Annotated in this window: 23 protein-coding genes and 1 pseudogene; 10 read left to right on the top strand and 14 right to left on the bottom strand. The window is 45.3% G+C overall.

From position 1 onward, the window contains the following. Window positions 1-121 precede the first annotated feature (121 nt). The 9 genes and pseudogenes from OXH39_04605 to OXH39_04565 all read right to left on the bottom strand — a co-directional run bounded on the left by OXH39_04605 (window position 122) and on the right by OXH39_04565 (window position 9,104). Window positions 122-829: a DUF481 domain-containing protein gene (locus OXH39_04605; GenBank protein ID MCY3549718.1), complete on the bottom strand. Its 708-nt coding sequence runs from the start codon at window positions 827-829 to the stop codon at window positions 122-124. A gap of 343 nt (window positions 830-1,172) precedes the next feature. Beyond that, complete coding sequence (locus tag OXH39_04600) at window positions 1,173-1,514, bottom strand: hypothetical protein (protein ID MCY3549717.1); 342 nt, start codon at window positions 1,512-1,514, stop codon at window positions 1,173-1,175. A 12-nt stretch (window positions 1,515-1,526) separates the two neighbouring features. Further along, window positions 1,527-2,153 carry a DUF4268 domain-containing protein gene (locus OXH39_04595; protein ID MCY3549716.1) on the bottom strand — a complete coding sequence of 209 codons (627 nt, stop codon included), beginning with the start codon at window positions 2,151-2,153 and terminating at the stop codon, window positions 1,527-1,529. A 320-nt stretch (window positions 2,154-2,473) separates the two neighbouring features. Beyond that, the gene (locus tag OXH39_04590; GenBank protein ID MCY3549715.1) at window positions 2,474-2,692 is read right to left on the bottom strand and encodes a cold shock domain-containing protein; all 219 of its coding nucleotides are present in this window, start codon (window positions 2,690-2,692) and stop codon (window positions 2,474-2,476) included. Window positions 2,693-2,725: 33 nt separating this feature from the next. Further along, a pseudogene (locus OXH39_04585) lies at window positions 2,726-3,139 on the bottom strand (GIY-YIG nuclease family protein). 365 nt (window positions 3,140-3,504) lie between these two features. Further along, window positions 3,505-4,503, bottom strand: coding sequence for a hypothetical protein (locus OXH39_04580; protein MCY3549714.1), 999 nt, complete (start codon window positions 4,501-4,503; stop codon window positions 3,505-3,507). A 45-nt stretch (window positions 4,504-4,548) separates the two neighbouring features. Then, a complete protein-coding gene (locus OXH39_04575; GenBank protein MCY3549713.1) occupies window positions 4,549-7,686 on the bottom strand; it encodes an N-6 DNA methylase in 3,138 nt (1,045 codons plus the stop codon). Window positions 7,687-7,800: 114 nt separating this feature from the next. Continuing rightward, window positions 7,801-8,517 carry a tetratricopeptide repeat protein gene (locus OXH39_04570; GenBank protein MCY3549712.1) on the bottom strand — a complete coding sequence of 239 codons (717 nt, stop codon included), beginning with the start codon at window positions 8,515-8,517 and terminating at the stop codon, window positions 7,801-7,803. After that, window positions 8,517-9,104: a hemolysin XhlA family protein gene (locus OXH39_04565; protein ID MCY3549711.1), complete on the bottom strand. Its 588-nt coding sequence runs from the start codon at window positions 9,102-9,104 to the stop codon at window positions 8,517-8,519. The genes OXH39_04570 and OXH39_04565 overlap by 1 nt, the downstream gene beginning before the upstream one ends. Before the next feature lie 369 nt (window positions 9,105-9,473). Here OXH39_04565 and OXH39_04560 point away from each other — a divergent pair, with 369 nt between their 5' ends. Further along, a complete protein-coding gene (locus OXH39_04560) occupies window positions 9,474-10,436 on the top strand; it encodes a nucleoside hydrolase (protein MCY3549710.1) in 963 nt (320 codons plus the stop codon). Here the strand turns inward: OXH39_04560 and OXH39_04555 are convergent. Genes OXH39_04555 through OXH39_04545 form a run of 3 tightly spaced genes read right to left on the bottom strand, consistent with a single transcriptional unit; the run spans window position 10,384 to window position 13,864 of the window. Further along, entirely contained in the window at window positions 10,384-11,712 is a 1,329-nt protein-coding gene (locus OXH39_04555) for a right-handed parallel beta-helix repeat-containing protein (GenBank protein MCY3549709.1), read from the bottom strand. The genes OXH39_04560 and OXH39_04555 overlap by 53 nt on opposite strands. Before the next feature lie 3 nt (window positions 11,713-11,715). Continuing rightward, entirely contained in the window at window positions 11,716-12,369 is a 654-nt protein-coding gene (locus OXH39_04550) for a hypothetical protein (GenBank protein MCY3549708.1), read from the bottom strand. Next, window positions 12,359-13,864, bottom strand: coding sequence for a carboxypeptidase M32 (locus OXH39_04545; protein ID MCY3549707.1), 1,506 nt, complete (start codon window positions 13,862-13,864; stop codon window positions 12,359-12,361). Before OXH39_04545 ends, OXH39_04550 begins: the two co-directional genes overlap by 11 nt. Window positions 13,865-14,078: 214 nt before the next feature. Between OXH39_04545 and OXH39_04540 the strand changes: the two genes are divergently transcribed. The 9 genes from OXH39_04540 to phoU all read left to right on the top strand — a co-directional run bounded on the left by OXH39_04540 (window position 14,079) and on the right by phoU (window position 22,021). After that, entirely contained in the window at window positions 14,079-14,999 is a 921-nt protein-coding gene (locus tag OXH39_04540) for a phosphate ABC transporter substrate-binding protein (GenBank protein MCY3549706.1), read from the top strand. A gap of 8 nt (window positions 15,000-15,007) precedes the next feature. Then, the gene (gene pstC / locus OXH39_04535; protein MCY3549705.1) at window positions 15,008-15,916 is read left to right on the top strand and encodes a phosphate ABC transporter permease subunit PstC; all 909 of its coding nucleotides are present in this window, start codon (window positions 15,008-15,010) and stop codon (window positions 15,914-15,916) included. A gap of 26 nt (window positions 15,917-15,942) precedes the next feature. After that, on the top strand, window positions 15,943-16,860 hold the full coding sequence (gene pstA / locus OXH39_04530; protein MCY3549704.1) for a phosphate ABC transporter permease PstA: 918 nt from the start codon (window positions 15,943-15,945) through the stop codon (window positions 16,858-16,860). A gap of 108 nt (window positions 16,861-16,968) precedes the next feature. Then, window positions 16,969-17,721, top strand: coding sequence for an ion transporter (locus tag OXH39_04525; protein MCY3549703.1), 753 nt, complete (start codon window positions 16,969-16,971; stop codon window positions 17,719-17,721). Continuing rightward, window positions 17,696-18,493: a phosphate ABC transporter ATP-binding protein gene (locus OXH39_04520; protein MCY3549702.1), complete on the top strand. Its 798-nt coding sequence runs from the start codon at window positions 17,696-17,698 to the stop codon at window positions 18,491-18,493. Before OXH39_04525 ends, OXH39_04520 begins: the two co-directional genes overlap by 26 nt. A 133-nt stretch (window positions 18,494-18,626) precedes the next feature. Next, complete coding sequence (locus tag OXH39_04515; protein ID MCY3549701.1) at window positions 18,627-19,391, top strand: phosphate ABC transporter ATP-binding protein; 765 nt, start codon at window positions 18,627-18,629, stop codon at window positions 19,389-19,391. A 150-nt stretch (window positions 19,392-19,541) separates the two neighbouring features. Then, window positions 19,542-20,366 (top strand): ABC transporter permease subunit, encoded by an 825-nt coding sequence (locus OXH39_04510; protein ID MCY3549700.1) that lies wholly within the window; start codon window positions 19,542-19,544, stop codon window positions 20,364-20,366. A gap of 147 nt (window positions 20,367-20,513) precedes the next feature. Then, window positions 20,514-21,284, top strand: coding sequence for a phosphate ABC transporter ATP-binding protein (locus tag OXH39_04505; GenBank protein MCY3549699.1), 771 nt, complete (start codon window positions 20,514-20,516; stop codon window positions 21,282-21,284). A gap of 95 nt (window positions 21,285-21,379) precedes the next feature. Beyond that, complete coding sequence (phoU, locus tag OXH39_04500) at window positions 21,380-22,021, top strand: phosphate signaling complex protein PhoU (GenBank protein ID MCY3549698.1); 642 nt, start codon at window positions 21,380-21,382, stop codon at window positions 22,019-22,021. Window positions 22,022-22,044: 23 nt separating this feature from the next. Here the strand turns inward: phoU and OXH39_04495 are convergent, their stop codons facing one another. After that, window positions 22,045-23,265 carry a mechanosensitive ion channel gene (locus tag OXH39_04495; GenBank protein MCY3549697.1) on the bottom strand — a complete coding sequence of 407 codons (1,221 nt, stop codon included), beginning with the start codon at window positions 23,263-23,265 and terminating at the stop codon, window positions 22,045-22,047. 18 nt (window positions 23,266-23,283) lie between these two features. Next, window positions 23,284-24,165, bottom strand: a complete 882-nt coding sequence (locus OXH39_04490) for a mechanosensitive ion channel family protein (protein ID MCY3549696.1) — start codon at window positions 24,163-24,165, stop codon at window positions 23,284-23,286.

Raw genomic sequence — 24,165 nt, 5'->3', positions numbered from 1 at the left:
AAGATGCCTCCTTTTTTATACCTGCCAATTATCAGACCTGAGATATTCGTGGAATGGGCAGAATTCGCCACTGCCACAAAAGCCTCTTAACTGATAACCGATAACCAATAGCCGATAACCATTAAAAAGTATACCGCAATCCGTTAAAAATTTCTACATCATGTTTTCGGATACCGGTAGGAGGTTCACTGTCGTATCGGAGGTTCACTCGGAGCGGAAAGGCTAACTTCGTTGTTAGCCTGAACGTGACACTCCCTTCAAAAAGAATACGGTAATCTTGAAAACGTCGAGCATGGACCTGATAATAGCCCGTAGCACTCGTCGTAATGCGTTCATCTAACTTTCCGGTCCAATTGATATAGTTGGTTGAGCGAACGATATAAGTTGTGGTTTCGCCGCGCTTTGCGTCATTGATACGTTCATGCTCCCACATCGCACCAATACCGAGATAGACATTAAATCTGGAGTCCCGTGGATGCGAAGCGAACCTAACGCCACCCCCTGCCAAATTTCGGTCGTTTAGCAGGATAGATTCATTGAACTGCTTCTGGACAAAGGACTCAACAAGAACATGCTGTGTGAGGCTTCGGATAATCCGCGCGTGTGCCATACCCTTGTTCACAAAAAACACATCATCTTTTCTCCCGTGCTGGAGGCTCCCAAAAACAAAACCGTGATAGGTTTTTGTGAGATAATCTGAACGAAATCGGGTCCGTGTCGTAAGCAGGTCCGAATTACCAGAGCGGTAGGTTAAATCCAAGTTAATGCTGTTATACCAACCGGATTCCAACTGCATCTGCTTCATCGTCTCACCTGTGAAAATATTCACCTGTGCCGCGAGCGGAGAATAAGAAAAAAAAACTAAGACAAAACAGATACCAATAACTCGTCTGTATCTGTCCTGATTGGGGGGATGGCTAGCCGCGTACATTTAGTTTTCCATCTTTTAGTGCGATTTTTGGATCCTATCCCGAGTAGGAAAGGTTTCTAACCCCTCCTACATTCGGATGCATCATGGATTGAGCGGATTGCATAGAGGAAGCGGATGTTATGGATCATTATAAAGATACGCTCGGCATAAATCTATAACCAAAGAAGGTAGCAGGAGGCAACACCCGCGCCCTGCTACCTTTTTTCAAATCCGAAGTTGAAGTTTTCCGAAAACGGTACGTTTAGGGAAAATTAAGATACGCGTGCAAGCGTTTCCATCGCTTGCCATATCTTCTCATGAATTCCTGATACCTTAGTTCGTTTTTCAATAGTAAATGCCCATTTCCGGGTTGTTCTGCATGACAACCGATACAGAGTGCCTCAATGTCACTGAGAGAGTTATACTGAGTCCCCCAAATGTGATGGGCATCAAGGTAAAGATGGTCATTACTAAGATTAATACCACATTGCTCACATCTCCAATTTGCTGATTTGCGAACCCGATGTGATAGTTTTCTAAACGCGGTGCTATGGTAATCAAAAGATGGTTCAAACTCCCGAATTATTAGTACAAGATTTTTCACATATTTCCTTTCTCAAAATACAAAATCATTCTCAGAGATGTCATCCTCAGAAAAGATTCCTTCAATGCGCGGCTGGAAGATTTTATCCAACTTTTCAAGATTTTCACGCATATTTTCAAAATGCTGATTCCATTCCCTTTTGTTCTTATCCAGGGGTTGAACCTCAAGGTCTACCCCGATTCTGATCCGTTGACCTTGGGGTTCCCATTTCAATTGTTCGCCAAACTCACGCTCAATTGTCACTTTTTGCGATTTTAATTCTTTGAAGTACTCAGAATTGTTCATATGTAGTTTAAGATAAATTTTTCCATCATGTGCTGTACTTGCAACGAGCCAGAAGGCATCAGGATCTTGAATGTTCTGGTTTTCTAATCCTCTCATGTTAAAACCAATATAAGCAGGATAACCCTGAGCATCTTCTCCCATAAAGACCTCCGGATCCATAAGCGGACTTTCGTAATCCTTCAAGTAACGTACAAATCCATTTGCAAATTGCGTTTTCCAATCTCCATCAGTAGTATCTAAAACTTCGTCTGGCTCATGAAGTTGTATCTGGTCATCCTGATTGATAGACTGTACTTGGACTTTTTCCAGAAAAGAGTCAAAGCGTTTGAATATTCGCTGTTGAATCCTTCCCATAGCATTAAAACGCCTGAGCATTTGCCTATGTAGCAGTAGGACTACTATCAATAGACATACTAATAAACAAACTGATATTATATCTAAAATCATTCTTTATTACCTCCATTAGATTGTTGTAAAGTATGTGAGCGCAAAACCGCTCCCACAAGAGTCTCCAGAAACAAGTTCTTAGACTTAACCAAAGCAGATAGTAGAGTGTGACATTCACACTTTTCTACCTTTTTTCTGAAATTTGGATGAGACGTTTGAAATTTGTTCACAGAAACTAAGCGAGAATCACTTTTGCTGATAGTCAGTGTGATTCATATAGGCTTTCCTTAGTCTTGCCTTGTGGCGGGGATTACCTTGATAGCAGACAAACCTCTCTCGGTTTGACGGATGTCAAACTTCACTTTCTGACCTTGTTGAATCAAATAGCTCCGTTCATCCAAAATTTGTGATTCATGCACAAATATATCACGAGCGTGTTCTTCACACGTTATGAAACCGTAACCTTTGGTTGCGTCAAACCACTTTACTTCTCCTTGTGTGCGGATCAGAAGCGGAAAAATCTCTTCTTCGATTATTTTGACAGCTTCCGAGAATGGAATCTGAAAAAATTCCCTATCCATTCGTACGCGGTAATCACTCAGTAGTCTGAAAACGAGGTTCTCGGCTTCCTCAGCATCTTCCACCTCAAAAACTGCTCTTGCAGAATATGGTATTAACACACCAGTCGCCGAGTTTATTTCTTTCACCCTACCCTCTACAGAACGAGTAGTCCTTCCTATCTTTAGAATATCAGGTTCATCCTTTCTTGATAAAATATACAGCCAACCACGCTTCCCTTGCGAGGCGCGAATTTTCCTATGATTCTTCCATTGACTTAGATAGGTCGGAAGAGTTCCGGTGATCAAATCCGCACGTATCAAAAGTGCCTGTTCAAAATCATGTTCCTTTAGACATTCTCGGAGTTTCACTAAACGGGAAACAATGGAATTCATCTCGTTCCTAGGCGGGCACCCAAGTCTATCATAGACAGTAAACCAATTCCACTGGTCCTTCCGTAATGACCGGTTAAACATGCCTTTTAACTCCGAAATAGCGTCCAAATCTATTTCCTCTGGAGAAAGTCTATCACTCAAAAAAAGAGATACAATATCTACAGCGTTATCAAAACGTCTTCTCATAGTTACCGATAAATCTGACATTCCAAATCCATACTTATGTACAGTCTGTATAGTCATTGTCATTGTTTCCTTTCCTACATATCAAGATTGATTATAACAACAGATTAAAAAACGAGGCACTTTCCACTCCCATCAAACCTCTGTGAGTAACTTTTACTGTGTGGTCGCATAACTCTGCTTTAAGTTAGTATTTCTTTTAGTTTTCTGACAGTAATAACTTGTATTTCCCTTATATCGGGGTATGGTAACGAATTGATTATGCGTGGGGTAGATCTCTCGTTTGTGATGAAAAGATCACAAAAATTTAAGTGGTGTAAATATCTAATGTCACGCGCGTACGACTTGTCCAAGTGTTCCGTGTTGTATTGCCTGGCACCGGTTATAAAGCAAATCAAATAATAAAGATAAATCGGATATGATAGATTCGGGTAATTTTCTACCGTGAGTCCCTTTCCATCTTGAGTTAAATTTCTCAGTTTTTCAAAGTCTCGATTTTTAAGAAAGAAAAACGTTTTGAAATCATCAATAATTTGATGTAATGGCTTGACTTCAATATCCTCTAATGCTTTTCTGGCAGCACAGTCCAATTTTTGTGTTAAAAGGGTGCCCTCATTTGCTCTACGTATGTCCCTAATTTCTTTCTTCAACAGAGTTCTGTTATGTACTTCCTGAAAATATTTTTTGACATCTGAATCTATCTGACCAGGAGTAAGCGTTTTCTCAAATATCCTGCAGGCATCATTTAGTGCTTTTATTTCGGCTTTGAAGCCCTTTATTCTCGATCTGTAATGTGATATAAATTTTTCTGGTGCGACGCGTTCCATTGTTATAGGTTTGGACACTATGCAATTTCTTGCAATTTGCTCCGAGGAAAGGATACCAGAATACTCAGCTCCACGAGGTATATCAATTATAGGCGATACATTCGTATCGCCTATAAAAACCAGAGGATTTTCTATTAATTTCAATCTGTCAAGAAGCCATTTCTTTTCTGCCTCTGTAGCACGGTTAGGTGTCAGACACTCTATCACAAAGACTCGCGGACAAAGGACATTATATCTCCTATTGACCTTGCAAAGCCCTTCGTCACCAAGAGATTGGAAAGCATCTCTGTCAAACAAGATGATCTCTCTGTCATGCGGGAAATTGTCCTGCTTCTTATATTCAACATGTATCATATTTTGCCTTTTCAGCACAAACGTCTGCGCTGTGCTCCTATTCGATTAGTCCCCATCAATAGGATATAATGGGGGTAAATTCTTGACGATTTCCATTGTCTCAAGGCTTACAGTAATGACACGTGCTATTAAGTCTACAATATACCGTGGTTCCGCCTCACAATTTGGGTCCCTGACAATATAACTTCCTTTATATTTCTTGGTGTCCTTATCTACCTTGAGTTTATACTGATCAACTATCCACTCCAATGCCGATCGCTTACCCAGTCTATAGTCGTGTACTTCAGTCGGAATACCTTCAATAATTAGGAAATCGTTGTATCGAATCTGTGTTTTGTCCTTAGATAAGGTCATTTTCTCAACACGCCAATTTAGCGGTATATCAGGCATCTCCTTAAAAGTCAATCCAGCGTATTTTGGAACGGATTCATAGTTGATATGGAGATCCGCCAATTTCTTGCCAGCCGTGGCGAACGTCCAGAAATCACTAACAACAAGAATACGTGGAAGACTCCGCTTGAGGTCCTCCTGATACTTACGGCGACAATCGGAGTGGTGTAAGAGACCATAGTTATAGTAGAATATATCCCATTTGCTTATGTTTTCATCATCGTAGTAGGTTTGGAAAGCTTCTAATGCCCAATCGGTAATGTTTTCACAGCGATCAGTGCCATCCTCGTCATAGGTATAGAAAGGGAAACACTGAAAACCATCAGTTGTTGCAAGCGTATGGAGGTCCGGGATCAGACTTGCCATAAGGACATTGAAGCCTGCGCGAAACCCGTGATCACTGACGATTATCACTCGGTTCTCCGCTTCTGTCTCCGGAGTCGGAAATATGAGGGGGAACTGTCCCGGGCTGTCGACTAGAATTTTGTCAAGAAACAGATTAGTTCTCGTGAACGGACGGTAGAGACAGGTCCTTATTTTCTGGTCAGCATACTCAGTAATTTTTCCTTGCTGTAACTTCTTCTCTTTTAAATCTCGGCTCCATTTTATTTTGGTAGCATCAGATAAAACAAAGTCATTAACTTGAAGTTCAGGGACGTTTCCACGTTTCGACTCGGCAACCTGACGTTTCCAACGATCCACCTCTGCTGTATAAGTTTTTATGGTGCGTTGAATATTATCACGAAGCACATCTTGGTTAAAGTTGTAAACCCAGAAATCTCGATTGGTTGACACACCGAGACTGAAGTTTTTGAAAATTACACCCTCTGTAGTTTTCGCAGTACCTTTTTCCTTTTTCGCTTCTCTAGTTCCCATTGGAATGAGGGTATCAAAATCGTCGTGGAGCCCCTTAGTGAGCCACGTGTGTTTTTCATTGGGCTGAATCTCTTCCCATGTAATGTTACCCACGTTTTTGTGCGTCTTAAGAAAATGAAACTTCTGTACTTTGCTCCCATTTTCCGCTTCATCGTTGTAAAAGACACAAGGAGAATCAACAGGTTCTCCGGTTCTCACAAGCATCGCTATACTTACACCGACTGTGGACTTTGGAGCAAACACATTAGAGTCTGCTGATTGTCCCTTACGAATGTTTCCACCTAAATTAAGCAGATACAGCGCGTTGAATTCTTCGGCAAGATGTTTGCGCATCCCATCAAACGTCCAATCCTCAATAAAACTGTTGTTCGTTACGAATGCGACAATACCGGAATCTCCAATTCGCTCCGATGCCCAGCGAAACGCTCTCACAAATGGATCATATACGTTGTACGGCAATCGTGCTTTGGAATCTTTTGAATATGTATCTTTTATCCGTTTGTCCAATGCCGGGTATTTACGATTTTTGTTATTGTCATTTGCATTCTGTTGCCCCGCATTGTAGGGTGGGTTGCCGATAATGACAAACATGTCTGTTTCTTTTTGCTGTTTTGCCCGTTTTGTGTTTTCCTCGCTAAAGAGTTCTCCTTGAGGTGGATCGAACAATTCAAAAGTATCAGCGAACACTATTTTTTTAAAGGGTAGGTATTTCTTTGTGTGATGCAAAAACTCTTGCTCAATGTTTAGATTGGCAATGTAGTAGGGCAATAAAAGGACTTCATTGCAATGCAGTTCGTGCTGATATTTATCCTCCAGTGCTGTTTTTCGTATGTCCTGCATGAGTCGAACGATGAAATTGCCGGTGCCGACAAATGGGTCTATAATATGCACACCAACATCCGACAGCGATCGGTCAAACTCACTTTTCAGGAGATATTCGACGCTATTCACCATGAAATCAACAATAGGTTGCGGGGTGTAGACAATACCGTGGGTGTCTGCTGTATCCTCAGAAAACTCTTGAAAAAATCTTTCATAGACGGTGTTGAGAAAGTGCTGTTTCTCGGAGAAATCTTTACAATGAGTAGCAGCGTTTTCAATAGCCGTGTAGAATGGGTTCAAAGGTTTAAGGAATTCGTCGCGACTCACCGAGTGCTGCATGAGTGTAGCACTGACTTTTTCAATCTCAATGGCAATGATATTTCGGTTGGTAAAATCCGATCTGTCAAAAACTTTGAGGAATATCCGTTCAGTGAGGATATGCTGGATAAGCATCTCTTCAACGGCAGCTTGTGAGAGATCGGGGTTGATTGAGGTGCGACAGGTCTGATAGAAACCGGTGAATGCCTTCTTAAATTCAGTGTTCGTTTTGTGCTCTTGCTCAACGAGTTGCTTTAACTCCTCTGCAAGTGCCGGAATCCGTTCACTGAATTTATCAACCGCATCATACCAATCGCTAAAAGTAATGCCTGAATATGAAAAGAGACGTTGGAGCGCATCAATTAGGTTTTCGGGTTCGGTGATGTCCGTGTCCAGCACCTCCTGCCCGTTCTGATACAAAATAGCTCGCTCAGGGTTTTGAAAAGCGATATTGTCAAACGGATAGCCTTTGTCGCGTTTCTCCTGAATTGCTTTTGGGAGGTCGTCATCCATATCCTTCGCTTCCCAGTAGGCGATCGGGAGTCTATATTGGTCGATGATTGCGCCATCAATGACGATGCGATTGCCTTTCGGGCTGCGCATAGCGTGTTGAGGTTCCAGCGTGACACCCACCCTTTTTGCACAGATGGCAAGTAGGAAAGCAAAAGGATTACTGACCGCGCCTTCGTGTGTGATATTATGTTGATGATATTGTTCTAACGCCTCGTAGTAGTCTCGTATCGGTTTGTGTGTAGGTTTGAGATTTAGTTTTTTCATAGGTTTCTCCATTTGGTGTTAACTTTTTGCTCACTGAAGATGAATCTGTTGGTTCTCTGAATTGGGATTTATCGGATTCGGGAATTTTCAGGATGGAAATGAAAGGACGGTTACCTAAGTTTCTGCCCCACGTTCTCTAAGTTCACTTTGCGCGTTTTCTCGGTTGGTACGGGCTGTCGCATATTCGGGGTCAAGACGGAGTGCTTCATCATAATCGGAGATAGCACCTTTAAGGTCTCCCAGTTTGCTTTTCGCAAAGCCTCGGTTGTTGTAGGCTATCGCATATTTAGGATTAAGACGGATCGCTTCATCATAATCAGAGATAGCAGCTTCGGGGTGTCTCAGTCGAAGCTTGGCGTTTCCTCGGTTGCTATAGGCTTCCGTATATTCAAGGTTTAGACGGATCGCCTCATCATAGTCGGAAATGGCTTCAAAATGTTTTCCCAAGTCGCTTTTGGCAGCACCTCGGTTATAGTAGGCTTCCGCATGGTTAGGGTTAAGTCGGATTGCCTCATCATAATCACGGATAGCAGCCTCAGGGTGTTCCAGTCGAAGCTTGGCATTTCCTCGGTTATAGTAGGCTTCCACATATTCAGGATCAAGACGGATCGCTTGATCGTAATCGGAAATGGCTTCAAAATGTTTTCCCAAGTCGCTTTTGGCAGCACCTCGGTTGCTGTAGGCTACTGCATATTCAGGGTTTACGCGGATCGCCTCGTCATAATCAGAAATGGCAGCCTGATAATCGCCTTGATTGTAAAACTCATTACCCCTATCAACGTAGTCTTCTGCGGATGTAGGGGACTCAATTGAATTTTTAGTGTTATCCATCAGACTCTTTCCCCTTTATCACGCTGTTGAGACTGTATGTCGTCCGTTAACCCGTCTAACTCGTCCACTATTGGTACTTTGGGGTGCCCGGAAACGTCTCTCGTCTCTGAAATTGCTGCCTGTGCTGAAATGAGTCTGGTGATTTGGGATGAATTTTCTGCTTGTGCTGAGATCAACTCGGTGATTTGTTCAGTTAAGCGATCTACCACGCCCACACTGTCCGTTTTACCTCGACCTTCCCGCCATGACTTAAGAAGATAAAGTATCAGAGTTCCGAAAATTCCTAATATTCCTCTCCAAATCCAAGTCACTGTTCCTTTTAAATCGCGTATATCCTCTTGCATGTTCTCTATATTCGTCTTATTTTCTGTTACATCTTTACTAAGGTTTCCAACCGTTGTAGTAAGGTTGTCAACTTTTGTCTCAATACCTGCGACTTTCGTATCCACATGTTCGCGGACTCGGATCTCTGATTGGAATACCTTCTCAATAATTGTCTCGGTTGATGACTGTGATTGTGCCAGCACCGTAGAGGGAATAAAAAAGACACAGAGAACGCCAAGACACATCGCCCGCCCATTTAGCATTATGAATCTCCTTGACTTCAGTTTTACACCGTGAGTATAACGTATATACCGCATCTCGGTTAACAGGTTAATTCATTTTAGCATATCATTCAAGAAAAAAAAAGGAAAAGTTAGAGAGGATCCATGGCTATTTATAGTAGACACTTTGGAAGGGCGAGGATACAATCCTCGCCAGCGGCGGTAAGGTGTTTTGTGTTTTCCAAAGTGCCCTCTTATTTTTCGGTTTTACTATAGTTAAACCTTATTGCGTTTGTGCCTGTGTACTGCAAACGAACAGTTTGCTCTACAAATCGGAAAAAGCATTCTATAATTGGACAAAATCGTTCTGTTTTGGTAAAATCAATAAAACACAAAATAGAAAGGCAGACAATGCAACGTATCCTTATCGATACAGATCCGGGTGTAGACGACGCACTCGCAATTCTTTTCGCGATGCGCTCATCCGAATTACACATAGCAGCAATAACGACCGTCTGTGGAAACGTCCCGGTCACACAAGCGACACAAAATCTGCTTACAATTCTGGGTGTCCTTGACTTGGACGAATTCCCACGCATCGCTCAAGGTGAAGCACAACCGCTCGTTAATCCCCTCGTGACGGCAGCACATGTTCACGGTGAAGATGGTTTAGGCAATGTGAGCCAATTGCGAAATGCCGACGGCAGTCCACGCTACGCGCAGGCAAACACCGATATTTCTTCAGAATCGGGGGTTGACCTTATTCTGGAGATGGCAGCGTCCTACCCAGATGAACTCATCATTGTTGCCCTCGGTCCCTTGACGAATATCGCGAAGGCAATCCGCAAAGATGCAGTCAAGATGCAGCGACTTCAGAGGATTATCGTGATGGGAGGTGCGTTTGAGGAATACGGCAATGTTACAACGACCGCCGAATTTAATATCTTTGTCGATCCGCATGCCGCCCATGAGGTCTTCCAATTCGGTGTGCCTATTCATATTGTTCCGCTTGATGCGACGCACCAAGTTGTCTTAACTGGTGAACGGCTGCACGCCGAAATTGAGGATAGAGAGGATACGGTTTCGCACTTCCTCTGGGATGCTACACAAGCCTGCATGGAATTTTACCGCGAGCACGTTGGGTTCTGGGGATTCCATATCCACGACGCACTCCCAATCGGGATACTTACACGTCCAGACTATTTTGAAAGTGTTGATGCGAACGTACAAGTCGAAACCACAGGTAATTTAACAAGCGGTATGACAGTTGCCGATCTGCGTCCTGAACGCCAACGTTCCGATCCAAACGCACAGGTCTGCATTAAGGTAGCGGCGGAGGCGTTTCTGGATCACTTTTTCGAGCGGCTTCGGTGAAATCACGGAGATCCTTGGAAAATTTCGGAGACTTGCAATCTGTATCAAAGGTATTACCTTCAAATAGAACATCTGGATTACTCTCACCACGGATCATCACCACACGCCCATCGGTTTGGAAACAATTGTTATAGAAACGGACATTACGAATTCCCTCACTCCTACAATCAACCGCAGCGGCACCCCCATCAGCAGATTGCGCTGTGAAGACTGTATTTTCACGAAAGGTTGTATCAGTGATACCACCGCTTGCCCCAGTAGACCAGAGATGAATGCCGCCGTAACGGTTCTTTCCGCCATCGTTCACACTCACGTTATGGTGGAGCACATTACCGTAAAATGCTCGAGCACCACTGAATTGTGCTAACAGATACCCGGGGCCATCATTGTCATGCGAATAGTTATACCGAACAATCGAATTCCGCACACCGCCATCCAGATCAAACCCACCCCCATCTTTGCTGCTACCGGTACGATTGTGATGGGATTCGTTGAACTGAAAGACAACACGATTTGCATCCCATGCCCAGATACCCACAGGTCCACCGCCCTCATAATCGTTTAATCCGCCGTTCTCGTAAGCACGGCAGTGTTCAATCAGCGCATCCTCGACTTGTGCCAAGACAATGCCGTTCCCTGAATGACTCTCTTTTCCAGGGATGCCGACGTTTCTGTAAGTACTACACTTGCCGATATAAAAATCAGCATGCGCGTAACCTTCGTGCCCCGGATTCCAAGCCCCGATACAACTGATCCCTGTATCGCCATTGTCATGACTCGTGGTATGCGTAATCCTGACATCGCGAAACCCGCTCCAACTCCGATCTTTTGGCTCCGCTTTGAGACAGATCCCGGAGTCCTTGAAACCGCTGACATCTATACAATGGATCCGAATATCTGCCAACTTAACCGCTTTGAGCAGCGTATTGACAAACAAAATGCCGGAACCGGCATTGTTTGACGCGCCAGCACCGACAAAATTGAGTCCTATAAGATGGACACCTCCCATATTCCTCACGAGGAAACCGGTGCCGTCCCTTGCGTCAATAGTTGCTCTACCCGATTCGTAGGAACCGACGGTTATCGGTGGATCCCCTAAATTTTCGTCTTCACCTGTCAGACAGAGATTTCCAACGAAGGTCTGATTGGCGTGAAACCGGACCGAATCACCGGACAACAACTGCGCGCCGTTTACCCGTTCAATACTTCGCCACGGGGACGCTTTAGACGTACCGACATTAGAATCATCACCGAGCAAACTCACGTAATAATCCATCTTTTAAAATACATTCACGCCACCAAGCGGATGGTTCGGAATATAGCGGAGGTCGTTGTAGGGGTCGCGCTGGAGCATCATCGGCACCTCCAATTTAGGGAGTTTCAACTCAGCGAATTTAAGGCGTTGCTCAGGCGTAAGTTCCGCAGCGATTTCCTCAATCAAGTCTTTAATCTCGTCAATAAATATTTCACGCTGCTTCAGAAATTTTCGTGCCTCGTCCCTAAATTCATTCAGTTCGCGCCGTGTTCGCGAATCCGTAAATCCGCCCTCGTATCGGCTGTATCGCCGTTCCGTCATGCCCGCACGAAACACCTGATAATCCACTTCCAACTGCTTTTTCTCAAAATCGTAATCCTCAACAATGTCGCGGATCAGCTTCAGTTTCGGATGAACCACCTGCTGCTGTTCCGTCGTGAGTTGCAACGCGGCGGAACTTTTGGAAACGTCAATTAACTTGAGTCCACCACAGGCTTGCAAAAAGCCACAGAGGAGTAAAATGAGGAACGGGATGGAAGAATGGAAGAATGGAAGGATGGAAGGAGGAAGCACCCCCGCCTCTTCCAACTTTCCACGCGAGACTCTTCCAACCCCCCAGTCAAACCCCTCCAATCCCGCAAATAAACGAAGGAATCCTGTGTAAGTCCTACAAGTCATACAATTCACCATATTTCGTTCGGAGGTATGCCATATAGGGTTCAATCGACAGCGAACTTCCGGTCGCACGTTCAACAATTTCCGGTGCCGTATACTTCGACCCGTGTTGATAAAGGTTTGCCTTTAACCAATCGTGGAGTGTACTGAACTCACCATTCTCAATTTCAGACGGAATTTCAGGATGCGCTTCGCGTGCAGCCGAGAAGAACTGCGCACCCAAGATATTACCCAGCGTATAGCCTTGAAATGAACCACCAATCAACCCAAAATACCAATGTACATCCTGTAAAACACCGTCTTTGTCGTCCGGTGGCACGATACCGAAATCGGCTTCAAATCGTTCACGCCACGCATCCGGTAAATCTCGAATCTCTAAGTTGCCTTCTAAGAGGTCCAACTCGAAATCGAAACGCAACATAACATGCAGGTTGTAGGTAACCTCGTCCGCATTCGTCCTAATGAGGGAACGCTCTACTTTATTAATCGCTCGGTGAAATGTATCTAAGGAAACAGAACCGAGCTGCTCAGGAAAAACACCTTGAAGTTGCGGATAGAAGTGTTGCCAAAATCCTCGGCTGCGTCCGACGATATTCTCCCAAAGTCTCGATTGACTCTCATGCACCCCCGATGAGGTACCACCAGCAAGCGGCGTGCCTTCTAAGTCCATGCGGATCCCCTGTTCATACAAGGCGTGTCCGGTTTCGTGCAGTGTGCTGAACAACGCATCGCCGAGAAAATCTTCTTTTGTACGGGTCGTGATTCTCACGTCACCGAGCGAGAACTTCGTCATAAAGGGGTGGTGCGTTTTGTCCTGCCGACCCCGATTCAGATCGTAGCCGAACTTCTGGGCAACGTCCAAACCGAACGCCAACTGTTTCTCTTCAGGAAAGTATTGGTGCAAACACGAATCGTCGGCAAGAGCCTGCGACGTGATAGCAGAAACAATCGGAACAAGTTCTTGGCGCAGCTCGGCAAAGACTTTCCGAACATCCGCCGCCTTCATGCCGTAATCGCTGGATTCAATGAGCGGGTCTGCGATGTGGTCATATCCCGGAAAGAAGTCAGCAGCTTGTCGGCTATACGCCAGTGTTTTCTCCAGATAGGGACGCACCCGCGCAAAGTCGTTTGCCGGACGTGCTTCAGTCCACACCTGATAGGATTCCGATGTATGGTTCGTTACCTCCGCCATGAATTCAGCGGGAATTTTCGTTGAAAGTTCGTAATCTCTACGCGTAACACGGAGGAAACTCGCATCGTCCGAATCGTAGGCGAGACTTTTTTCGTAAGGTTCTAAAGCGTCAAGCAATTTTCCGATGGCTGGGTCTGTTAATTTTTCGTGCGATAACCGACGCAGCGTAGCACTTTGACGGGCACGGGCAGTGGCTCCGCCGGGTGGCATGTAGGTAGATTGATCCCAATAGAGCAGTCCAGCGGCGGACGATATATCATTCGCCTCAAGCAGGCGAGCTTTGAGTTCTTGAAATTTGGATTGCACAATATCTCCCCTATTCTGTTGCGTTACAGTATATTTGATGCGTGTATGTTCCGATAAAATCCGTTCCACAATTCTAACACAGCCGACTCCAAAAATCAACGGTGAAATCTCGCGAACATTTGATAGTGAATTGATAAAATTCCGAATTTTGTCTTATTTTCGTAACAATTGGGTGTTATAATTTAGGTTAGAATTCGGTAGGAGAGGTAGATTGATGCGAATAAACGGTCAGATCGGTTATATGACGCTGTGCCTTTTTGTCGTATTAGTATGCGGCTTCGTCATGAAGGGTTGTTCACCTAAGGATGATGCAAGCGTTGCAAAGGCAGAAGGGGCACAATTCACCATTAAAAACAAAGGCTCGGATACGATGGTGAATTTGGCACAAGCATGGGCAGAAAAGTACACGGGTGTCAGTAGTACAGCATCCGTAGAGGTGTCAGGTGGTGGTTCCGGGACAGGTGTTGCTGCACTCATCAATGGCACGGTAGACATTGCGAACTGCAGTCGCCAAATCAAACCGAAAGAGTTAGAACTCGCAACGCAAAACACCGGTAAAGTCCCGCAGGAATTCATTGTCGGCTACGATGCCCTTGCAGTCTATGTTCATCAAGATACCCCCATTGACAAAATTACGATTACGCAACTCGCCGAAATTTATGGCGAGAACGGTACAATAACCAAGTGGAGCGATCTCGGTATCTCGCATAGCAGATGTCCAAGCGACAAAATTATCCGTATCAGTCGCCAATCTAATTCGGGCACCTATTTCTATTTCCGAGAGGCACTTCTCGGCAAAAGCCGTGATTTTGGCATCGGTTCCTTGGATCTACACGGCTCTAAAGATGTCGTAGAAGTTGTTGGAAGGACACCATGTGCGATCGGCTACAGCGGGATGGGGTATGCAACCTCCCACGTAAAAATGTTAGAGGTTGCCGCCGATTCGGATTCGCCTTACTATCCCCCGACTCTTGAAAATGTCCTTGCCAAAACCTACCCTATCGCGCGTCCACTGTACATGTATTCCCTCGGTGAACCGGCAGGAGAAATAAAAATGTATCTCGACTGGATTTTGTCAGCAGAAGGGCAAAAGATCGTTGAGAAACTCGGCTTTGTACCGTTAGAAAATAAGTAACAACAAATATGAACATCCTACGCAAAAAAAGCAGGGCGAATCTGCCGTTTTCCGAGACCGCGATTGAATTGTTTATCCGCCTATGTGGCATTAGCTCAATCATTTTTGTATTCGGTATCTTCTTCTTCGTGTTCCGGGAGGGAGCCGGTTTCCTTTTCAAGGGTTTAGATCTCGGACAGTTTCTAACAAGCGTAGAGTGGCAGCCAACCTCACTGAACAATAAACGATATGGTGCCTTCGCTTTGATTGTCGGAACCTTTAGCGTCACTGTCTTAGCGATGTGTATCGCTGTTCCATTTGGACTTGGGGCGGCAATCTTTGTATCGGAGTTCTGTAGCCCAAAACTGAGAGAAACTTTTAAGATCGTCATCGAATTGCTCGCCGCCATCCCTTCTGTTGTATGGGGATTCATCGGACTGACCTTGATGAATCAATTGATTATCACAGTGTTCAACGCTCCGATTGGTTTAACAATGCTCAATGGTGGCATCATGTTGGCATTAATGAGTGTGCCTATCATCGTCTCTATAGCGGAAGACGCGCTAAAAGCCGTACCAGATTCCTATCGTGAAGCGGCGGAAGCACTCGGCGCGACCCGATGGCAGGTGGTTTACCGTGTGCTCCTACCCGCAGCGAAAAACGGATTACTCGCAGCGGTACTGCTCGGTGCTGCACGCTCTATCGGTGAAACGATGGCGGTGCTTATGGCAACCGGACACTCCGTGAACATTCCGTCAGGACCCCTCTCTTGGATTCGCACGCTTACAGCAACAATCGCCGCCGAATTAGGCGAAGTCGCGAGGGGCGACGAACACTATCAAGTCCTCTTTATCATCGGTATTCTGCTTTTCACCATCACGTTTGTGGTGAATCTGATTGCCGATTTAGTCATTAAAGGTATCCGTCAAGAGCAGTAATATTAATTTAAGGATAACACGGAAACATGAACACCGATATGCAGGCATCACCACAAACAATGTTCACCGAGACAGCAATTGATAAACAGAAGCGGCGGATAGAGAATGTAATGCGAATCTTCTTCCTCGTGATGACGAGCCTGATGATTCTTCCATTGCTCCTTATTATTGGCTATCTTTTCTATAAGGCACTGCCGGTCCTTTCCCTCGATTTTCTATTTACGAATCCGAAGGACAATATGCGAGCGGGTGGACTCTGGGCACCCTTCCTTGGCACAATCTATTTAGTGGTGGTTTCTCTATTAGTGTCGGCACCCATCGGTGTGTTCGCAGCAGTATATCTCAATGAGTACGCCCGTGAGAATTGGTTCACGCGTATTACAAATTTAGCCGTTGTAAACCTGGCAGGCGTGCCGAGCATCGTCCACGCCTTATTCGGTGTCGGGGCATTCGTGCTCTTTGCGGGTTTAGGCGAATCCATCTTAGCAGCTTCGCTCACATTGGCAATCATGACGCTTCCGGTAATTATTGCGAGCACAACGGAAGCCCTCAAAGCCGTACCTATGTCTTTCCGTGAGGCGTGTTGGAACCTTGGAGCGACTCGATGGCAAACGATCCGTCGCATCGTTATTCCAAACTCCATTAGCGGCATTCTGACGGGTGTTATATTACAAGTATCGCGCGCAGCAGGCGAAACAGCACCTATTATGTTCACGGGTGCCGTCTTTTATAAAACTATTGCAGAAGGAAACCTTTTTGCCTATAATATAACAGAACAGTGTATGGCACTATCGCTGCACCTCTTTACAATCTCAACACAGGTTCCCGATGTCACAGAAGGCATTCCGTACGGGACCGCAATTGTCCTTGTAGGCAGCGTCTTACTCGTCAATGCAGCATCGATTGTGCTAAGGGTGTATCTCAGAACTCGGAAGAAATGGTAGGATGGCTGTCAGCCGTCAGCAGTCGGCAGTCAGAAACCGGTGAACGTTGTGGCACAGAAAACGACTCTAAGCCCTACAACGATCTATTGAGAACCGTTAGAAATAAAAATGAACAAAGAAAAATTAAGAGAGATCATTGAAGGGAATATCTGCAGCGCTCTCATCCAGTTTCTGATTCTTGCTTCCGCTGTCGTTTTTGTGGTGGAATCTGATAGTGAAGACCCACATGCACTTCACTTCATTATTGTGGATGGGATGTTTTTTTTCCTATTTTCGATAGAATATATCCTGCGCGTCTACATTGAGCCGAGAAAACGGGATTTCATCTTCAGTTTTTACGGCATAATAGACTTACTCGCTATTTTACCGTCACTGTTTCTGCTGCCGGGGTTCCGTGTCCTTCGGATACTACGGTTTCTGCGAGTTTTCAGAATCTTCAAGGCGACCCGATTTATCTTAGCAGTAGATCGGCTCACCGAGGCACTGAATGAAATCCGGCGAGAACTCTTGGCACTGGTTATTTTGTCCTTGATGTTAGTCTATCTCGCTGCATGTGGTATCCACTATTTTGAAAAAGATGCGCAACCTGAAGATTTCGGCTCCATTTTCGATTCCATGTGGTGGGCTATCGTGACACTAACAACAGTCGGTTACGGAGATGTCTTCCCGAAAACGCCAGGTGGGAAGACCTTCACAGCACTTGTCACCCTTGTGGGTGTCGGACTGATTGCAATCCCATCTGGACTGTTAGCCTCAGCGTTGACAGAAGCACGGGTGGAACGCGAACAAATAGAGGAAAGAGAAAAAGACGCAGAAAATCAATCCATGGAAGGCAATGACGACACGCATGCAAACGAATAGCCACAACGGTTCGCAAAACACGCCTGTAATTGAGGTTACCGACTTGAAGGTGCGATATGGCGACAGCCCCGCCCTGAACGGTATCTCATTTGATGTCTACCAAAACGAGATTCTCGGTATCATCGGTCCCGCGCAGTCCGGTAAGACGACACTCCTGAAGGTTATCAACAGGACCCTTGAATTTACACCTGATACAACCGTGGAAGGTTCCGTAAAACTGGATGGCGTGGACATCAATACAATTGGCGATGTCTATGGTTTACGTCGGCGTATCGGCATGGTGCTCCCTTTGCCAGTTGGGTTGCCGCTCTCCATATACGACAATGTTGCCTTCGCGCCTCGGACAGCAGGAATCCGCGCGAAATCGGAACTCGATGAAATCGTCGAGCGATGTCTGCAGCAGGCGGCACTCTGGGACGAAGTAAAAGACCGGTTAAATACACTTGGCACCAAACTATCAGGTGGACAACAACAACGTTTGACAATCGCTCGTGCCTTGTCGCACCAACCGGAGATTCTCTGTCTCGACGAATTCTCAATTGCTGTTGATCCTGTTACAACGATGCGTATCGAAGAGGTCCTAAAAACGTTACAGTCAGAAATGACGATTTTGCTCGTCACGAACTTAGTGCAACAGGCGAAACGGTTGGCGAACCGCACCGCCTTTTTTCTCAACGGCGATCTCATTGAGATTGACACAACGGATGTAATTTTTTCCGAAAATCCTGCGAATCAAGCTACATACAACTACGTAAATGGGACGTTTGGGTAAATTGGCTATCAGCAGTCAGCCGTCGGCAATCAGAATAGTCCCCTTGTCCACAGGGGTTGGGAACCCAACGGCTCACGGGTTGGGAGATCCAACGGCTCACGGGTTGGGAAACCCAACCCCTACTTGAAAAAAAATGAATTATAGTATTGAAACTGAAAATCTCAGCCTCTGGTATGGTGATTTTCAGGCACTCATTGATGTCAACGCGAAAATACCAGATGGTCAGATAACGTCGCTTATCGGTCCCTCTGGATGTGGGAAAACAACGTTACTTCGCTGCTTTAATCGCGTGAACGAACGCTACGGTAACGTTACGACAAAGGGAAAAATCGAGATTCTGGGAAAAAATATCTACGATGCAGATGTTTCTTTGCCGGAGCTTCGGAAAGCCGTCGGTATGGTATTTCAGAGACCAAACCCGTTGCCGATTTCGGTTTACGAAAATGTCCTATTCGGATTGCGGATTCATTCGCCACTGCGGAGTATGACACGAGCAGAATCGGATCAGATTGTTGAGGAGGCACTAACATCCGTTTTCCTCTGGGAGGACTTGAAAGATAATCTGAAGGTGCGGGCGACATCACTTCAACTTGAACAGCAGCAGAAACTCTGTATCGCCCGCCTGTTACCGCTGAAGCCAAAAATCATTCTGATGGATGAACCCTGCTCAGCGTTAGATGCAAAAGGCACAGGTGCCGTTGAAGAGTTAATGGAAATCCTCGCAGGGACGTATACATTTCTAATCGTGACACATAACATGGCACAAGCACGACGCGTCAGCAAAGAGTGTCTCTTCATGTTCCTCGGTGAACTAATTGAACACAGAGAAACCCAAGCACTGTTTGAAGACCCACAACACGAGAAAACCGAGGATTATGTGCAGATGCGATACGGATAAGAATAGCAATCAGCCGTCAGCAATCAGCCAAGAGATCGTTGTGTCAGTTAAAAACGCCTGCAACCGCCACAACGGATTTCTGACAACTGAAAGCACAATGCCTTGATAACTGGCAGCCAATACACTGCGCGCGAATAAGATCGACCTATCATGAATTCCTTGATGATGCGTCCAGGACTCAGAAAAAAAATTGTTTTGCTGAGCATTACTGTTGTAATAGAGATTGTCGCGCTTATTTTCTTTTGGAATGTCCTGAAAAAAGCAGATGTAACGACTATACAAACATCGCCAGCATCGGGCATTTCAGACGGATTACCGCCTCTGCTCGGCGATCTCAATTTGATTCTACCGATCAGTTTTTTGGCTATTTTGCTTGGAATAGCGTGTGCCTTTTACGTAGAAGAATGGCTTTCAGCGACAAATTGGGTCCGGCGTTTCATCGAAAGTCAGGTCGCCTTTTTGACTGGCATCCCTTCACTTTTGTATGGACTTTTGGCGGTCGCTGTTCTCTTCGGCTACGCTGGTGTTTTTAAAGCGACTCTTCAGAATGCGGAGGGATCCGCTTTAGCAGGAACATCCTTTCAGCGTAACACCACACTATTTTACACGGAGACGTTAATCTTCATTTTGACCGTAATGCCAGTCGCAATCAAGACGACGCAGAGAGCACTCCGATCGGTGGAAACACCAATCCGTGAATCCGCTTACGCATTAGGTGCCACCCAATGGCAAGTTTTAACGAAACAGGTCGTGCCACGTGCTTTTCCACGGATGTTTGCAGGCGGATGTAGAGCGATGGCTCGTGCGTTCGCCGCTGCTGCATTGCTCGTCGCTATTCAGGCATGGAGTTATACAACGGAACTCAGAGGGTTTCCCGACAGATTCATTCTACTTTTAGGAGGTGCACTACTATTGAGTAACGCCTCCAGTTTCCTTATTGAAATATACGTTCCGGCTTCAACACAACACAATTGATACTTAAAAGATATAGGACTTACGCAATTTTTTTACGAACAGCGACTACCACACGCCGCTGGCGAGGTTTCAAACCTCGCCAGCGAGGAAGCTGCGTAAGTCCTGAGATAAACGGAGAGGCAATCCCAACCTCCCACGGTGCCAGCGATGCAAACCGAAGGCAAGCAACCTATCTTGAGCATCCGTGACCTAAATGTGTGGTTCGGCGATAAGCAGATTCTGAATTCTCTCTCCTTTGAGGTTCAGCAGGGACAGGTGACTGCGCTTATCGGACCCGCTAACTGTGGTAAGAGTACGCTTGTCCGATGTATCAACCGCTTAAACGACTTTACATCGGATTTCAAGTTCACCGGCGAAATACTTTTTAAGGGCAGTGACATGTACGCAACAAAAACGGATGTCGCTGCTATTCGGAAACAGATTGGGATGGTGTTCCGAAAACCGAGACCGTTTCAGTGCTCTATCTATGAGAATGTAGCGTATGGTGCTCGGATTTCAGGCATAAATCGACCCGCAGAGTTAGATACGATTGTTCAGAAAAATCTCCAAAAAACAGGACTCTGGGACGATGTTGAACCTATTTTAGACGGAACACCAGAACAACTCTCTACAGGGCAGCAGCAACTTCTCTGTATCGCACGTGCATTAGCGGTTGAACCAGAAATTCTAATACTTGACGAACCGTGTGGTGAACTCGATCCGATTGAGACCGTCAAAGTTGAGACACTCGTACGGAATCTGACAGAAGACTGCACGCCTATCTTTGTTACGAATAAAAGAAGACAAGCCGCTCGCGTCTCTGACACCGCAGGGTTTCTCTATTTCGGCGAATTAATTGAATTTGGAATGACGGAAAGGATTTTTACAAACCCACAGGACACCAAAACAGAACAGTATGTGACAGGAAGATTAGGTTAAAATAGTTGTCAGTCTTCGGTTTTCAGTTTTCAGTAGGAAGAGGTTTCTGTGGCTTCCACGGACCCCTCTTTAACCGATAACTGATGACTCCTCCTATGTTAGAACACGAAATCACGGGACTTCAGCATAAACTTTTAGAAATGGCGGGGCTTGTGGAACAGATGCTACGCCAAGCCGTTGAATCTGTCTTAACGCGAGATAAAGCGTTAGCGCAACTCGTTGTTGATACAGATGATAAGATTGATCTGCTTGAAAACGAGATCGAATCCTCGTGTATCCAACTGATCGCGCTCCATCAGCCAGTAGCGACAGAACTCCGATTTCTAACAACAGCGATGAAGATTAACCACAACATCGAAAGGATAGCAGATAAAAGTGTTGCTATCGCCAAACGGAGCATTGAGTTATCAGAACATCCACCGGTCAAACCCTTCGTAGATTTACCGTATGCAGCACAAGTGATTCAGTCGATGGTAAAGGGCGTGCTGGATGCGTTCGTCAATCGAGATGCCGAATATGCGCTAAAAATTCGAGAACGGGACAGCGAAGTTGATGAAATCTATGAAAAAATGCTGAATGAATTGCTGACCATTTTGAGCGAACACCCCAAACTCATCCAACCCGGTATCAGTCTCCTACTGCTTTTCCGCCATTTGGAGCGGATAGGGGACCTCGCTGCACATATCGGCGAAGAGGTCTATTACCTCGTCAAGGGCGATGTCATCCGACACTCCTAAACCACCAATAGGACACTCCCCTGTCAAGATTCCTGTTCAATCTCCGGCGGATCAAAATGGACATCCAGTTGTGGGAATGCGATTGTAATATCATGTTCTTTAAATTTATGCCAGATTATGAAATGGAGATCACTGGCGACATCGAAACGCTGAAAAGAGTCTGGAATCCATGCCAATAACTCAAAATCTAAGGATGAATTCCCAAAAGCAATAAAGCGAACGAAAGGAGAAGTAACGTTGCTGATGTTCGGAATTGGTTCTTTGATCACGCCGAAATGCTCATCTGCGGCATCAAGTAGTACTTGCTTGACAAGATCCACATCTGAACCGTACGACACTCCCACGGGAATACGAAGCCGGTACAGATTGTTCGCGTGCGTGAGGTTATGAACCGCTTCCGTAATTAATTGAGAATTCGGAACGATAAGCTCCTTCTCATCAAGCGAAACGATAACTGTCGAGCGGAGATTAATGCTACTGACTCTGCCAAATATATTAACATCCATAACCTCAACGAGATCCCCAATTTTGATAGGGCGTTCAAAAATCAGAATAAACCCTGAAATCACGTTTGAGGCGATATTCTGTAAGCCAAAACCGATACCGATACTCAAACCACCAAAAATTATAGCTAAACTTGTGAAACTCACGCCGATAGTGCTGAGACTGATAATAACACCGATAATGATTAGGCTGAAGTGAAGAAAACGGAGTAAGATAAATTGGGTATGTTCCGCAATTTGAAACGCTTGTAGCACCTGTCGCCGTAGCACCCACTGCACATATTTAGACAGGATAAACATTCCAAAGACAATTACGAACCCATAAAAAAGCCTCGCCAAGGTCAATTTACGCACATCTTCACGGGCTTCAGTAGGTGATCCTTCCGCATCAACCTCAGTTTCAGTGGCACTCTGGGAAGGCTGAAACAGATCTGTGAGGGGGTAGTCAAAAAGTTTGCCGAGGAACCCTGTGCTAATTCCAGCAAACTGGAATGCCAAAGCAATTCCAAAAACCAGAACAATAAGGAACAGGATTGCGAGTAATCGATTCCTGAGGTCTTCTGGCATCCTGAATCTATTGAAAAGACGACGAAACCACCGGCGTAGAAAGCCTCCGATTACCAATGCTGCCGCCAAAGTCCCAATTAATAAAACAATTTGGATAACCTGTACAGGTTCTTCACCCAAAGTGATGACACGCGTTTGAAGTAAATCAAGAAATTGTTGAACCAACTCATCCATCTGACGCTATCCTACTCGCTAACGCGCGGTATAAAGGTATTGTGGCGGGAGTAACTGTCCGTCTTTCGGTGTTAGCAGTGCCTCCCTTTTCACGTAGGCGAACTCAATCTGCCCGTCACGCATAAACGCCTTGGAAATTCGTTCGACGATTAACGTTGAAGTACTTTGCCGATTCACAGCACGGACCCGATACCTGAGTTTACCAACGACTCCGGATGGTATCAACTCAAACCGCACATAAGGCGATTCACCTGTTTCCTCACATATTTCGGCTGTCACTTCTGATGCCTGCTGACACATAATTTGCTCGGCACGCGTTATATCTGAACGGTACGTCAAACGAATGATCACTTCATCAAGGATGTATTTTTCGTCTCGTGTGTAGTTAATTACATTCCATCGAAAAAGATGTTGGTTCGGAATCATGACGCTGCGTCCAGATTTCTCTTCTCCGCCAATCGTTCCTCCGACTTGATCCAATTGTGTATACATGATCGAGATGTTTCGCACATCACCGATAGTAACACCTAAAATAACCCGGTCTCCAATCTGGTAAGGTTTCTTCAGAATAATCAATAACCATGCGGCTAAGTTCATGATCGGGTTTCGGATGCCCCACCCCATCAGGGTCATAATAAAGGCTAATGACAGTCCTATGATTCCAAAGACATCGGAAAACATAAAAATGATAAGCCCACCGATCGAAAACATGAAGACGTAACGCCATGTAAAAAAGAAGCGGTCAGCATTCTCAGGCTTATAGGCGCGCGCATCGGTAAACTTTCGGAGTCGCGAGGTCAGACGAAAATAGACAATGACCGCCCCTATCACTGCCAAGACCATCCATATCGCAGATATGTATTTGAAATTGAGTATCGCACGCCAGATTTCTAAAGACAT

Source organism: Candidatus Poribacteria bacterium, from assembly GCA_026702755.1.
Taxonomy (GTDB): domain Bacteria; phylum Poribacteria; class WGA-4E; order WGA-4E; family WGA-3G; genus WGA-3G.
This window is presented reverse-complemented; position numbering and strand designations above follow the sequence as displayed.